General features: G+C 38.6%; 13 protein-coding genes. 7 read left to right on the plus strand and 6 right to left on the minus strand.

The features are described from left to right. Positions 1-88: 88 nt before the first annotated feature. From H6G08_RS24345 to H6G08_RS24360, 4 genes are all read left to right on the plus strand, one after another. Positions 89-502 (plus strand): gp25 family contractile injection system sheath assembly initiator, encoded by a 414-nt coding sequence (locus H6G08_RS24345; RefSeq protein WP_190547627.1) that lies wholly within the window; start codon positions 89-91, stop codon positions 500-502. Positions 503-637: 135 nt separating this feature from the next. Next, positions 638-2,830, plus strand: coding sequence for a putative baseplate assembly protein (locus H6G08_RS24350; protein ID WP_190547629.1), 2,193 nt, complete (start codon positions 638-640; stop codon positions 2,828-2,830). 11 nt (positions 2,831-2,841) lie between these two features. After that, positions 2,842-3,873 carry a phage tail protein gene (locus H6G08_RS24355; protein WP_190547631.1) on the plus strand — a complete coding sequence of 344 codons (1,032 nt, stop codon included), beginning with the start codon at positions 2,842-2,844 and terminating at the stop codon, positions 3,871-3,873. Between the two features lie 66 nt (positions 3,874-3,939). After that, complete coding sequence (locus H6G08_RS24360; RefSeq protein WP_190547633.1) at positions 3,940-5,139, plus strand: DUF4159 domain-containing protein; 1,200 nt, start codon at positions 3,940-3,942, stop codon at positions 5,137-5,139. A 408-nt stretch (positions 5,140-5,547) separates the two neighbouring features. On the opposite strand, the gene H6G08_RS24365 is transcribed toward H6G08_RS24360, so the two are convergent. Continuing rightward, on the minus strand, positions 5,548-6,270 hold the full coding sequence (locus H6G08_RS24365) for a 2-phosphosulfolactate phosphatase (RefSeq protein ID WP_190547636.1): 723 nt from the start codon (positions 6,268-6,270) through the stop codon (positions 5,548-5,550). A 371-nt stretch (positions 6,271-6,641) separates the two neighbouring features. On the opposite strand from H6G08_RS24365, the gene H6G08_RS24370 reads away from it, so the two are divergent. Then, entirely contained in the window at positions 6,642-7,109 is a 468-nt protein-coding gene (locus H6G08_RS24370; protein ID WP_190547638.1) for a phosphate-starvation-inducible PsiE family protein, read from the plus strand. Positions 7,110-7,331: 222 nt separating this feature from the next. On the opposite strand, the gene H6G08_RS24375 is transcribed toward H6G08_RS24370, so the two are convergent. Beyond that, positions 7,332-8,645 carry an MFS transporter gene (locus H6G08_RS24375; protein WP_190547640.1) on the minus strand — a complete coding sequence of 438 codons (1,314 nt, stop codon included), beginning with the start codon at positions 8,643-8,645 and terminating at the stop codon, positions 7,332-7,334. Between the two features lie 481 nt (positions 8,646-9,126). Then, positions 9,127-9,294, minus strand: a complete 168-nt coding sequence (locus H6G08_RS24380; protein ID WP_190547642.1) for a hypothetical protein — start codon at positions 9,292-9,294, stop codon at positions 9,127-9,129. Positions 9,295-9,824: 530 nt separating this feature from the next. Here H6G08_RS24380 and H6G08_RS24385 point away from each other — a divergent pair. Then, the gene (locus H6G08_RS24385; protein ID WP_190547643.1) at positions 9,825-10,211 is read left to right on the plus strand and encodes a hypothetical protein; all 387 of its coding nucleotides are present in this window, start codon (positions 9,825-9,827) and stop codon (positions 10,209-10,211) included. A gap of 119 nt (positions 10,212-10,330) precedes the next feature. On the opposite strand, the gene H6G08_RS38290 is transcribed toward H6G08_RS24385, so the two are convergent. Both H6G08_RS38290 and H6G08_RS24390 read right to left on the minus strand, forming a co-directional pair. Next, positions 10,331-10,465 carry a hypothetical protein gene (locus tag H6G08_RS38290; RefSeq protein ID WP_277877805.1) on the minus strand — a complete coding sequence of 45 codons (135 nt, stop codon included), beginning with the start codon at positions 10,463-10,465 and terminating at the stop codon, positions 10,331-10,333. Further along, positions 10,452-10,892 (minus strand): hypothetical protein, encoded by a 441-nt coding sequence (locus tag H6G08_RS24390; protein WP_190547645.1) that lies wholly within the window; start codon positions 10,890-10,892, stop codon positions 10,452-10,454. The genes H6G08_RS38290 and H6G08_RS24390 overlap by 14 nt, the downstream gene beginning before the upstream one ends. Before the next feature lie 346 nt (positions 10,893-11,238). On the opposite strand from H6G08_RS24390, the gene H6G08_RS24395 reads away from it, so the two are divergent. Beyond that, positions 11,239-11,928 (plus strand): DUF305 domain-containing protein, encoded by a 690-nt coding sequence (locus H6G08_RS24395; protein ID WP_190547648.1) that lies wholly within the window; start codon positions 11,239-11,241, stop codon positions 11,926-11,928. Between the two features lie 249 nt (positions 11,929-12,177). Here H6G08_RS24395 and H6G08_RS24400 read toward each other — a convergent pair whose 3' ends face one another. Continuing rightward, entirely contained in the window at positions 12,178-13,866 is a 1,689-nt protein-coding gene (locus tag H6G08_RS24400) for a patatin-like phospholipase family protein (protein WP_190547650.1), read from the minus strand. Positions 13,867-13,942: the final 76 nt, after the last annotated feature.

A 13,942-nucleotide genomic window follows, 5' to 3' on the forward strand; every position in this document is an offset into this window, starting at 1 on the left:
CTGCCCTCATCTCGACCTTTGGCGAATAGGCTTAAGTCTGCCATACCGATATCTTTGAAAGTATAGATATCACTGCCATATAGCAACTATGGTTTATGGTCAACCACGAGACTATTTAGGAACTGGTTGGGCTTTTCCCTTGCGCTTAAATTTGCAAGGAGGGATACAACTCACCAGCGAAGAAGAAAAAGTTAGAGAATCCATTTGGATTATTCTCCGTACTGGCGTAGGCGAAAGAGTTTATCGCCCTAATTTTGGTTCGCGTTTATCGGAATTAGCATTTGCACCGATGAACAACGACACTCTGATCCAAATTCGCATGTATGTTTTAGAAGCCTTAGAAGTTTGGGAACCCCGCATTACCGTCGATCGCGTCGTCACCGAACCCGATCCAGTGCGCGGTCGAGTAAACATCAATATTATTTATCGACTTAAAGACAATCCTGATATTAATAACTTTGTTTATCCATTTTATTTATTACCTCCTAACGAAGAAGAATAATTAGTCATTGGTCATTAGTCATTTGTCAATAGTCAATGGTCAATGGTCATTTATCCTCCTTGTCCTCCTTGTCCTCCTTGTCCTCCTTGTCCCCTTCCTAGCCCCTAGCCCCTAGCCCCTAGTCCCTAGCCCCGCATGAAATTCGATTTTTTACCACAATTACCATCTTCCAATTTAGACGATCGCACTTTTGACGATCTGGTGGAAGAATGTATGATGCGTATCCCGCGCTACTGTCCTGAATGGACAGATCATAACCTCAGCGATCCGGGAATTACGCTCATTGAATTATTTGCTTGGTTAACTGACCAAATGTTACTCCGGTTTAACCAAGTACCAAGAAAAAATTATGTTGCTTTTTTAGAATTATTGGGAATTCGCCTCCAACCCCCCGCACCAGCCCATACTGAATTAACTTTTTATTTAAGTTCTGATTTACCTGAAGCTTATACAATCCCTACAGGAACGGAAGTTTCTACAATCCGCACGGAAACTACACCGGCAATTACTTTTAGTACAGATTCGCCTTTAATTATTGGTAAACCCCGATTACAGCATTTTCTCACCGCCCAAACTGTAGAAGATATCCCCCAATCGTTGCGGGAACGTCTCTCAAATGTTTGGACTCGTCAATCTAATGGTTTCTGGACTGGGGGAGAACAAGCTGTATTTAGCGAACAACCCCAAGCGGGAAATTGCTTTTATTTGGTAATTAATTCCGACGATTCTTTAGATGGTAACGTCATCGAAGTTACTATCCAAGGGGCAGCAGCAACACCCACAGGCATTGACCCCAATCATCCCCCCCGCACATGGGAAGCTTGGGACGGACAAGATTGGCAACCTGTGTTAATGAAAGAATCGGACGACCAAACCAGGGGATTTAGTTTTTACGAAATTAACCAACAGGGAGGAAACCCCGCCCAAGGTGCAGATGTGCGCCTGCATTTACCGCAATCTTGGCCTGTAACTACTTTTACTGCATACCGAGGACGTTGGTTGCGTTGTTGCTATACTAGCCCAGAAGAAAGTCAAGAAGGTTACAGCCGTCCGCCGAAAATTACAGGGTTAGCGGTGCGGTCAATTGGCGGTACAGTGAGGGCGAGTCACAGTACCTTGCTGCAAGAGGAACGTTTAGGAATTAGTAACGGTACTCCCGGACAAACTTTTCAATTACAAGCGCCGCCAGTTTTAGCGCGCCGGGAAGACGAATATATTATTGTTACGCCTCCTGGGGGTTTACCGCAAACTTGGAATGAGGTGAGAGATTTTGCCGATTCTACACCCCAAGACCGTCATTATGTGATTGATTCGCTAACAGGTTCGGTGCAATTTGGCCCTTTGATTCGCGAACCGGGACAAATTCAACGCCAGACAAAAGTGCGATCGCGGATTCAACAACCAAAACTAGATGAAACCATCGCTCAACCCAGTGACATTGAAAACGCCCTTGAGCATCAATACGGAGCCGTTCCTCCCAAGGGTGCAGAAATTAGAATTCTCGCTTATCGTACAGGGGGAGGAAAAGAAGGTAACGTACAAGTAGGTTCGCTGCAGTTTTTAAAGTCGGCTGTTCCCTACGTAACCAGTGTCACAAACTACAAACCCGCCATTAACGGTGCAGATGCCGAATCTTTAGAACAGGCGGTAATTAAAGCACCAAGAATTTTGCGAACACGCGATCGCGCCGTCACAGCCGAAGACTTTGAAGTTTTAACTCAACAAGCCGGTGCAGGTGCGATCGCCCGCGTGCGTTGTTTACCCGCCCTTGCTAATACCCAAGCAGGTACAGTCAGTTTACTCGTAGTCCCCCAAGCCAATACAGATAACCTAATTGAAGGTATCGCACCCACACAATTTGCCCTCAGCCCCGCCCTGCAAGACCAAATATTACAATACTTAGATGATAGAAAGTTATTAGGAGTACAAATCAGACTCTTAGAACCAGACTATGTTGGCGTTTCCGTGCAAACAGAAGTCATCCTCGAACCCACTTATGAAAACCCCTTAGCCAGAGCCGAAATCCTGCGCAACTTAAGAATTGCTCTGTATAAATATTTAAATCCCCTCACCGGAGGTACTGAAGGTAAAGGCTGGCCCTTTGGGCGACCGGTTTATCCCTCAGACATCATCGCCTTAATGCAACAAACCCCAGGCGTGCGTTATTTAGGCCAAGTCCTGCTATTTCCCATCCGCAAACAAGGAGACACCTGGAGAAGACAACCATCACCAGAACAAATCATCGATCCAGGAACCCAAGGCTTAATTTGTTCTTGGTTTGACGCTAACCTGCGTTCCAGTCATGACATCCAAATTAGTACTCGCTAAAACAAAAGCTTATGGTTCAAAGCCGACATAGCCCAGCCGTAGAAATTCAACTCACCCCCATGCAAATACCCGAAGCCGTACCTGGGGCGGGTTTAGCATTTGCTGGGCCAGAAGGTATGAATGCAACAGCACATAACTTGCTTTTGCATCCCGGACAACCCAGCGAGATGATTGTCCATATTAAAAATCTAGAAGACCGTCCCTTAAGGCTAAGTTTAAAAGTAGAAGGTGAATTTCCTTCCCAATGGTGCCAAATTGGTACAGAAGGAAGAGAAATTCCCCCAGGGGCACAGATGGATGCAGTATTATATTTCACTGTTCCCGCCACATTTTTTGAAGACCAAGAAGCAATTTCCCCAGGGAAAAAAGATAAATTAACCCTCAACTTTCACTGTTTAGTAGTAGTTAATATTGACCAAGGTACAGAAAGAGAACAAACTCAACACAGCGAAATATTTAATTTATATATTCGCCCCTACAGTTTCTACATGGAATTTTTGCCCGTTCTCTATCGCGAAATTGACTTCATTGGGCGCTTCATCAAAATATTTGAACAAGCTTATCAACCAGCAATTGATAGCTTCAACGTCATGTGGGCAAACATCGACCCCTTAACAGCACCTAGAGCATTACTGCCATTCTTAGCCCATTGGGTAGCTTGGCAAGTAGATTCTGTTTGGGATCTCAATCAACAACGCCGTTTAATTCGTCGTGCAGTCGAGATTTATCGCTGGCGAGGAACCCGCAAAGGATTGCGTCTTTACCTCCACCTTTACACAGGTTTACCCCTAGACGAAGATATCCCCAACGAACGCGATAAACATATTAGTATTACAGAACCCTTTGGCCCCAGCTTCATCTTAGGTGATGCCCACATCGGCAGCGCCGTCTTAGCAGGGGGACAAGCATATCATTTCGTAGTTCACTTACGCAAAACCCGCTCCAATCAACTCATAAACGAACAATTAATCAGAACAATCATCGAACAAGAAAAACCCGCATTTTGCACCTACGAACTATTTATAGAAAACCCAATTACATAAAAATATTTTGGCAATGCCTAAAGTATTTATTAATTTTGAATTTTGAATTTTGAATTTTGAATTGACATGACACACCCATTCCCCCCACCAACCATCAAATCCTTTGAACGCCTACAAGCCTCCGATGGACTATTAATAAATGCCGAGCGCTGGAGTAAAGCCCATGAATACCACCGACTGCGACAAAACACCCACTATCAATGCTTAAACCAACCCGGAATAGTCTGCGGTTTAGGCGTGCGCGTCATTCCCGCACCCCGCCAAGTTGAAGCAAAATATCGAGATGGACGCTGGGTACAAATTCAACCAGGAATCGCCATCGATGTAGCCGGAAACTTAATTGTAGTCCCCAAAGCATACGACTTTCCCATTGATTTAGAAGTAGTTAGTACCGAACCAATTACAATTTACTTAGTCGTCAGTTACGTAGATCCAGACGAACTAAGACGCGGACAATCAAGAGATATTGTCCAAGAAACATATCGCATCGACCAAAAAAATTCCACCCTAGAAAGTCACGAAATCGAACTTTGTCGCATCCTCTTACAACCAGGACAAAACACCATTACTCAACCTGCGGATGTCTTCTTTCCTGGTTACCAAAACATTGATTTACGCTATCGCCGCCACGCCCAAGCAAGACCACAAACAAATATTGCGATCGCGCAAGTAAATCATAGCGATTCTGAATGCGCCCGAAACTTTTTCAACCTTGCTTATTTACTCCAATCCATCGAACATCTCTACCCATCCTTACGGGGAATTGATGAACCAGGACAAGTATCTTTAAGCGAAAACATTCAAGACTACGATTTACTTTATTTAACAGGACAGGAAGCACTATCTTTTAACAGTATTGAATTTGAATCACTGAAAAATTATTTAAATTTTGGTGGCATACTTTTAGTAGATGCGCCGCAAAATGCTAATGCTTTAATTGACAGTACCCACGCCTTAGCCCAGCAACTAGAAAATCCCTTAAAACCTTTAGAAGAACTACAAAGAAGTCATCCTTTACGCACCAAACCCTTCTTATTTGCAGCTTTACCCAATGTCAATCAAAACTTCATTCGCCTGTTAATTGGTGGGGGAATTATCTTAGTAATTGGTGATTTAGCCAGCGCTTGGGGATTAGATAGAGAATTGAATTTACCCAGAGTAGCTATTAGAACCGCCCAAGAATTTGGCATTAATATTTTGCACTATGCTTGGAGAAGGCGACAGTATATTGGCTTACAGCAAGAAGATAATACAGGTAAATGGTAGAAGGAAAGGGAAGGGAAGGAGGACAAGGGGGACAAATGTCAACTTACAGCAGTTTTTACCTATTTGAACCACATCTATCGTAGGGGCACGGCACCAACAATCTTTTGGTACATACAATAATTTTACTGATGCCGTGCCCCTACAGCGTGGTCTATTTACCTGAAAATAGCTGTAACGCAAAACCCAGCTACCGCAAGGAACTGAAGTTCCTTGCTAATAACCAAAGTCATCTAAAGATGACTAAATATCCTCCAAATCTTGAGTCTACTTTAGTAGACTTGGGCTATTAGCCTGAGAATTCATTCTCAGGCGGGTGACAAAGCTAAGACAGAGGCTATTTTTAACTTAAGTTGATACGTCTGAGCGCTGCCGTGACCTTACTATTATACCTTAATAAGTTGAAAAACACTATAAAATACATCTATTAATATAAGCATTTTCAGTTAACAAAGGTACGCAATTACTAATATTAAAAGCTGCTGCTAATTCCACATCTAACTCATAACCTTTAGCAATTAATTCTTTCCCAGAACTAGATTTTTTCAAGTATCCTAACAAATCATTTCTAAAAGTCTGAAATACTGCTAAAGCACTTTCAGCCTCTGGAGATAAACTACCATTTAAAAAACTCAAAATTGCTCCAACACCAATTAAATCTTCAAAAGCCGGTCTTAATGTACCATCCTCCCACTTTTCCCCAGCAGGAATTACAGCAATTTTAGAGCCATATTTCTGCGCAAATTTAGCCACTGCTTCACAATTTCGTAAACAACCAGCTATTGTTGGTGTTTTACGAGTTAGTAATGTGAGAGTCGAACCATTAGGAGAAGGTATAACTAATTTAGTTCCCGTTGTAATTTTAGTTAAAGATGCAGGAGAAAGAGAATAACCTGCTTGTGAAAACCTACCTTTTGCTAATTCCGCATTAACAGACTTAGCATAATCAATTGCGGAATCATCTCTCCATTGATAGGGATATATAATTGCGCCATTCTTTGTAGCAATTTCTGTCGCAGTCGAAAAAGATAGTACATCGACAATGATAATTACATCACTAATAGGTGCAAGTTGAGTAACACCTTGTACACCCCACTCACAGCGTAAATCAAATTCTGCTTGATCGTAAATCATTTTTTCCTAAAATCAGTTAATACCGTTAAATTTAAAATTTGTTGTTGCGTAACATACTAATGCCCTAATATCAATTCTCTATAAACTTGCAATAAATTATTACTTCTCTATTTCTTGGCGTACTTGGCGTACTTGGTGAAGCAGTCCGTTCTTGGGGGTTTCCCCCATGAGGAACTGCTGAACCCGAAGGGCGGTTCATTTATAAATATTAAGTGCATCATCACAGAGAAATTGTATAAAAACATATTGCTGATAAATATGTGCTTTTTGCGCCATTTATAGGAGTGGTAAATGAATATATATTTACCACCGCTAAATAGTTAAACCCCTATGATAATGCCTATCGACAATTTAAGAGTCTTCGGAATGCTATGGTAAAAAAAGTATTAGCAGATTTAAATAATTATTTTCAGCGAGATAAAATTGTTCGCAATCTAGAATTTTTTCAAGATTTTATTATTGTATTTCTCTGCTTAGGTTTATTTTGCGTCATGCTGATTCGCCTAGTAGATATGTTCTCTTCTTTTGTCCGTCCGCTAGATTTAAGACAAGTAACATCTGATATCCTCTTTATTTTAATTCTCGTCGAACTATTTCGTCTCTTAATTGACTATATAGAAGCACAGAGTATCTCTGTAGCAGCCGCAGTAGAAATTACGATTGTTTCTGCTTTAAGAGAAGTTATTTTGCGTGGTGTACTGGAAATTCCCCGCGATCAACTTTTGAGTATTGCTGTATTTTTACTGGTTTTAGCAGGAATTTTTATAGCTTTACCACGCATGTCTAGATTGTTTGAACACTCAAGAATTTCTCACTCAGAAACCACAGAACACAATTAAAAAATGAGAACTCTCATACCCCTAAATTTACTTAGGGGTAAGTAAGTCGGTGAGAAAAATTTAATGTATGTGAAGAAATACAAATTAACCGTAGGGTGTGTTATGCCGTAGGCTAACGCACCTTGAATTGTTGACTGTGCGTTTACTCCGTGAGACAACACACCCTAAATTTAAATTTCTTAACATAGTTTTAACTATTAGCGCCGACTTACTTATTACTGATTAATTTGATGTAGATATTAACCCAGTTTGCTTATAAATAGGGCATACTATCTTTTTAATCTCTGGTAGCTTTCTCGCAAAATACAACGCGCTGAGAGCACAACAAACACCTCCAAATAATAAAGCATTTGCTACACCAATGTGACCTGCCAAACCTCCAAAGAATAAATTACCAAAAGGTAATATCCCTAAAAATCCTGTTGTGAATATACTTGTAACTCTACCTCGTTTATTTTCATCAACAATGATTAATTGAATAAAATTGCTAATAGCAATTAAACTCAATGTATTAGTCATGCCAACAATAAAAATTAAGATAAGGCAAAGTTCTAAACTAGCAGAACGTGAAAAGAATATCAGACTTAAACCTAAAATCAAAGTAGAGTTAGCTACAACTTTCTCTAAGCCAGTAACTTTCTTTCTAAGTATTAAGAAAAGTCCAGCAACTATCGAACCCAATGCCGAAGCTGTCATAATATAGCCCATAGTTTCGGCATTACCATTTAAAATATCAGTTGTGAAAATTGGCATCAAGTTAACATAAGTCATAATCATAAAACAAATTATGACTTGCATAAGTAATACATATTTAATAGGTAAAAATTTATAAGTATATACAAAACCCTCCTTTAAATTTTGCCAAATGTGCGGTTTTTTAGTGGAGTCGTTGTTAGCAAATGACTTAATTCGCACGGTTAAAATTGCGGAAATAAAGGGGAAATAGCTAACGCTATCAACCAAAAAGCAGGATGCTGCGCCTACTTTCGCCAGTAATAATCCTCCCACCATAGGGCTGATAAATTTAGCTGTATTAATTAAGAAAGAATGAATGGAAATTGCGCTATAAGTATCAGCTTTATTATCGACAATCCGAGGAATAGCTACTAACCGTGCAGGTAAATCAAAAGCTTTGACAATTCCTTGGAGTATCCCAATTACCAAAATCCAAATAAAATTAATTTCCCCAGTCAGACTCAAATAAGTTAACGCACCGGATAAAATAATCGATACTAACTGAGTAGCGAGTAAAACATATCTGAGGTTCCAACTATCTAATAAAACTCCTACTATCGGTGTCAATACTAAGCCTGTTGCTTGATTGGTAAATCCAGCAATACCTACTAATACTGCTGAATTAGTTAGTTGATAAACCATCCATACTAAAGCAAATTGTGTCATCCAAGAGCCAAAAAAAGATACACTTTCTCCGATGACAAAACAGCAAACATTTGCAGATTTCAGCGCTGGGGGAATCTGGAAAAAACCAAACTTCAGTTTGTGTTTTTTAGAATTTGCTTGATGAATTTGCGCCATTAATTTTTCCTTTTTTGAAGATAGATACAACCCTTTATGTCAGTACAATGGCTGACGTAAATTATTTAGCAACAATTTTAGACAAGCTGAAGTTTAGTACAACATAAATTTAGGATGCTTAGTATTTGACGATAAAAAACTGACACAAGCAATAACTGACTAGAGTTAAAGATCGTGCCATTAAACTACGTTAATTTGGTAGATATATCGTAGTATTATATAGGATATCTTCAGAAAATCTCAACTAAGACTAACTATCTGATATGCAGCTATAGCCTCTAAGAGTGAGGCTATACAAACTCAGCCTACCTACGCAGACTAATAAACTTATTTTTTCGTCTTATTGCTAAAATAGGATATTTATTAAAAACTTAATAACTCAGTATAAATACTTTCAATCAATATGTGAGCGCCCCAGGAGGGGGAAGTCAAGAGTTAAAAGTATTCAACTACTCTTGTAACAAATGAATCTAGCACATTTTTATTGTTTGCCTAAAAACCTTGCTAGATAACGGTTATAAAATCTGTTAGTTAGGAAGTATTGTTTTTTGTTGCCAGCGATCGCAGTAGGTGAGAAACTGTAACTACATACTACACCGAAGATCCGCGATCGCAATTTTTGGGTAAGAGTACCAAAATCACCCCACATGCCAAGATTGTGCTAGTTCAACTGATGCTTGCACGATAATTGCTTGTATATAAATTTTAGACAATTGCTGGCTCCAATCAGGATTTATTGCTTAGGGTAGACTATGAATCTAAATAGCCAACTCTATTGGCGGAGTGAAAATAATTTTTGATTAGTTATATGTATTATAAGGCTTTTAACTTAATTGCCTCTGCTAAATAGACAAATCTGCGTTTGCATAATTTGAGATTTATCCCTGATTTACCAACATGTATTGAGCGGAGATTTTCCACTTGAACTAATATCTAATTGGAGAAAATAGAAAATTCAGTATTTCTAGGGTGTGTTAGATGTTGCATGTAAGTTAACATCGCAATATTGAGGAGCATTACAACAGTAATAATCTCACCAAGGATATGTATAAAAATCAAATAGGAATGCAATAATAATTTTTCTTTAATTAGCGAAGTCTGACAGATTTAATTTCCCGTATTAGTCAATACAAAAATATCCGAACAACAATTATAAAAATATAACCAAGAGCAATTTATATGCAAAGTAGAAAAATATGGCATAATTCCGAAAATCTAGATATATTCTCTGAGCAAAGTCCCTTTAACAAGGTTCAAACTCAACCTGTAAAAACTGATAATTTTGTGTTCAATGACGCATTAATAGCCCAGTCAGGAAGTTTTCTGGCTTTTATAGTTTTTTGGGGTGGAATCTTTATAATTTGCACAAAAAAACTCAAGTTATTATCTGAGAATAAGCTGACTGAACCAATGAATGATTGTGCTAACTTACCCTGTATAAAATGCCATTACTTTGCGAGAAATCACTATTTGAAATGCGCTGTACAGCCTGGAATAGCGTTAACTAAAGAAGCAAATAATTGTGCTGATTATCATCCCAAGAAGGAAATGTCAGCTAATGATTAAAAATTAGCGCTAAATTTCAATGAATTCGTAGTCAGAATTTTAGTAATGCTGTAATTCATCACTAAAACCCTGACTACAAAATTATTCTAAGATAACAAGGCGTGAATAAAGCTACCATTTCAAACAGTCACAAGCCTTGATTTATTAACTTTTTTACTGTTGACTGTTGACTGTTGATTGTTGACTGTTGACTGTTGACTGTTGACTGTTGACTTTCTCGGTAGCGGTACTAGTTTTTTGCTAACAACCTGCATCACCGACAACAGGTATTTTGACTTTTTTACCATTCTGCTGGACAGTAACAGTTCCTTCTTTGATGGCAACAGTCTCAATCTCTCCTTTTGCACCAAGTTTGACAGCTACGTCAACTATAATTTTACCATTGGGACTTTGAAAAGTCTGAAATGTTTTTTGTCCATAAAAAGCTGTACCAGTAGATTTAATTCGCTTAAATTTGGTAATTTTACCGTTTACCAACATCTCCATAGAGTTATTTGTTAACCCATTGAATAAGATATAGCGATTTTTATTGGTGCTACTGGGTTTCCATAAAGTCATACCGCAGCCATGCCCAGTAATTTGAGCGAATTTGAATTCCTCTACTTTGGGAATGCTTGTAGCTTGAGCGGACTGAGCTATGAGAAAACTAGTAAATAAAGATATAACGGCAATTTTTTTCATTTTTCTGAACAATGTATAAATAATAAATTAGCTCGCCCGATTGGTTTGCATATATTATTTACACTTGAGGGAGCGGAATTTCCTGATTAATATTTTATTTTCACCCGATTGGTTGATTCGCTACTGTATACTGTTGCTGTCATTGCCTAAATCATCAGTACAAAGAAGTAATTTGATCGTGATTTGATTTTTAGCGGGAAAACTGTGTAAGGGAGCGTATAATTTACTGTCTATGCGATTATTTGGGTAATTATTTATGTGAGAAAAAATAAATTTCCCAAAAGCTTGACTCTCCACCCAACTGGAGATTGCTTAATAAAATAAGGAACCTATTGAAATTATCTTTATGCAACTCCCTACACTGAAAAATAGCGTTTTGGCATTTACTTTAGTAGCGATCGCCTCTGTATCTGGTAGCCTATTAACATCTTGTGTTACCAGTACTTCTCAAAGCCAAGCGCCAAATCTGGCTACTGATGCTAGCGACAAGCACCAAAGTCACCAACATGCTGGGATGGATCATAGCATGGCTATGGATTTAGGCCCGGCTGATGCTAACTATGATTTGCGCTTTATTGATGGAATGATTCCCCACCACCAAGGCGCAGTTCTCATGGCTCAGGAAGCGCAGCAAAAATCAAAACGCCCAGAAATTAAAAAGCTAGCAGACGCAATTATCAAAGCACAGAACCAAGAAATTACCCAGATGAAAAGCTGGCGCACAGCTTGGTATCCCAAAGCTGGGGATAAACCGATGGCTTATAATTCTCAGAAGGGTAAGATGATGGAAATGTCATCTGAGCAAATGCAAGCGATGATGATGAATATGGACTTAGGTAATGCTGATACAGAATTTGACCTACGTTTTATTAATGCAATGATTCCGCATCATGAAGGAGCCGTAACAATGGCTCAAGATGCTTTACAAAAATCTCAGCGAGCGGAAATTAAGAACTTAGCTCAAGCAATTATTAAAGCACAAGATACAGAAATTAAGCAGATGAAACAGTGGCGACAAGCTTGGTATAACAAGTGAATAAATGGGGAGCATCCCAATTTTGACGCAATACCCTCAAGGGTATTGCTATACCAACAAAGCCTGCCTTCGCAGGCTATCAAACTTTTAGCCTGCGAAGGCAGGCTTCGTATTTCTAGCCCCACCCTTATAGGGTGAGGACGTTTTTGCACATTTGGGATGCTCCCAATAAATGTAGGCAATGTCCACTAAAATTTAGATTTTGTGGGCATTGCCAACCCTAAATATACTTTAATTTTGGATAAAAATTTAAGATAATACTTTAGGGTTAGAAGAGAAATTCTGCCAATCAATAACTAGATTATTCCACAATTTACGAATGTCTTGAGGATAGGAATTAGGTTGAGCGCCATGCGTGCGAGTAATATAAACCATTAAGTTATAACAAGTAGTAACTTGTCCGGCAATCAGCAAATTATCTAGTTCGTTATCTTCCGTAAACCAAAGCGTAGTTGGCATACTAGCAGCAGCATCAATAATTTCGAGAATTGCCGATGATGGTGGTTCGACTCCTGGTAATTGAGTTAATTGGCTACCTGTTCTTAGTTCATAAATCAGGTTAGAAATTAATTTTTGGCGAGTTGTTTCATCATATTGTTGATAAATAAACCTAAAGCCAAGACTGCGAATACGTTGCATAAATACGGAGCCAGCCATTGCTTGTAAAGAACTTAACCGTAAATAAATCCCATTAACTACTTGATTAACTGTGAGATTTTTTAAATCTTTCCATGCAAGAATGCCAACTTGGGGGATTAAAGGGAGAATTCGCTTTTTAATAATATTGCGACTCCAGACTAAGATAGAAGCGGTTGTAGCTGCAAGTAAAATGGGGATAATATATAGGAAAAAATCTAGCCAAATAAATTGACCATTGATATAGTCTTTAATAAATTCATAACCAATTGTTACTAATGTAAAAGCACAAAAGCCAATTAGTATTTTTGAAATCCAATCAATTGCTTTTAAAGTTAGCGGACTCACTTTAAAAGGGGCGGGAAAAGAATATAAACTACCCGGTCTTTGATCGACATCAGAAATAATAAATAAATCCAGCTTCACCTCACTGCGTTTTTCAGCTAGCCATAAACTTTCAATTCCCTGATTATCGTAAATTCCTCCATCCATCAAAGCAATATCTGTATCTTTTTGACCAGAAATTATTGGTATATTGCTATCTATCGTTGCTAATTCTTCATCTGATGCAAGTGGGTTTTCATCTGCTATTGGTTGTTTTAAATCCACTTTTGGCAGTGTTTTAGCTACTGTTTTTTTGATATTATTTAATGCTTGGCTATCTGACCAATTAAAATCTCCGGGAAAGGCTAAGGGTTCAAAACCACCAGGGAAACAAGAAGAAGCAGCAACAATATCAGCAACTCTAATATCTTCAGCATCAGACCTATCTATTGATATATTCCCATTACCAATTCTGGCTTTAGGGTTAGCACTACGCTGAAACCTAAAAGCTAATCCACTGCGAAATTCTGTAGCGTTAAAAATGACTTCTTGGAGAGGAATGTTAGCATTAAGAATATGCCCAAAGCGGTAGGGTTTACCATCAGCATCTTTGAAGAATTTTTCTGCATAAACTTGGGCGCTAGCAGTAATTAAGTCAGTTCTTGATGAGGGTATGTTGATTTCTTTTCTATTAAGCTTGTTTAAAGCTAATTCTACTAGTTTGGTATTTTTGAGCAAGGCATAATATTCTTGATAAAATTCTGGAAATGTTTGCCCAGCAACTAAAGATAAAGTATATTTTGCCCCTGTAAATGTTCCCCCAGAAACGGTGGATATCATTCTCACTTGCTGCAATAAATTGACGCGATTTAAATAAGATAATAATCCTAAATGAAATCCCGCAGCCCGATAACCACCTCCTGACAATGATAAGCCAATATTTTGAGGTAAATTTGATTGCTGGTGAGTTTGAGTCATTGATTTTTCACGAATAAACTGAGTTTACTTAGCTTGTGAAATTGCTACCTTAAGCGCGATAGCTTGGATTAATAGC

It is taken from the genome of Calothrix anomala FACHB-343 (genome assembly GCF_014696435.1).
In the GTDB taxonomy this organism is placed as follows: domain Bacteria; phylum Cyanobacteriota; class Cyanobacteriia; order Cyanobacteriales; family Nostocaceae; genus Aulosira; species Aulosira anomala_A.

What these genes read in the sequence shown, in the direction of transcription:
- H6G08_RS24375 (WP_190547640.1), bottom strand. Translation starts at nt 8,645, where the DNA reads ATGGCGCAAATTCATCAAGCAAATTCTAAAAAACACAAACTGAAGTTT.
- H6G08_RS24380 (WP_190547642.1), bottom strand. Translation starts at nt 9,294, where the DNA reads ATGTGGGGTGATTTTGGTACTCTTACCCAAAAATTGCGATCGCGGATC.
- H6G08_RS24390 (WP_190547645.1), bottom strand. Translation starts at nt 10,892, where the DNA reads ATGAAAAAAATTGCCGTTATATCTTTATTTACTAGTTTTCTCATAGCT.
- H6G08_RS24395 (WP_190547648.1), top strand. Translation starts at nt 11,239, where the DNA reads ATGCAACTCCCTACACTGAAAAATAGCGTTTTGGCATTTACTTTAGTA.
- H6G08_RS24385 (WP_190547643.1), top strand. Translation starts at nt 9,825, where the DNA reads ATGCAAAGTAGAAAAATATGGCATAATTCCGAAAATCTAGATATATTC.
- H6G08_RS24355 (WP_190547631.1), top strand. Translation starts at nt 2,842, where the DNA reads ATGGTTCAAAGCCGACATAGCCCAGCCGTAGAAATTCAACTCACCCCC.
- H6G08_RS24360 (WP_190547633.1), top strand. Translation starts at nt 3,940, where the DNA reads ATGACACACCCATTCCCCCCACCAACCATCAAATCCTTTGAACGCCTA.
- H6G08_RS24345 (WP_190547627.1), top strand. Translation starts at nt 89, where the DNA reads ATGGTTTATGGTCAACCACGAGACTATTTAGGAACTGGTTGGGCTTTT.
- H6G08_RS24400 (WP_190547650.1), bottom strand. Translation starts at nt 13,866, where the DNA reads ATGACTCAAACTCACCAGCAATCAAATTTACCTCAAAATATTGGCTTA.
- H6G08_RS24370 (WP_190547638.1), top strand. Translation starts at nt 6,642, where the DNA reads ATGGTAAAAAAAGTATTAGCAGATTTAAATAATTATTTTCAGCGAGAT.
- H6G08_RS38290 (WP_277877805.1), bottom strand. Translation starts at nt 10,465, where the DNA reads ATGCAGGTTGTTAGCAAAAAACTAGTACCGCTACCGAGAAAGTCAACA.
- H6G08_RS24365 (WP_190547636.1), bottom strand. Translation starts at nt 6,270, where the DNA reads ATGATTTACGATCAAGCAGAATTTGATTTACGCTGTGAGTGGGGTGTA.
- H6G08_RS24350 (WP_190547629.1), top strand. Translation starts at nt 638, where the DNA reads ATGAAATTCGATTTTTTACCACAATTACCATCTTCCAATTTAGACGAT.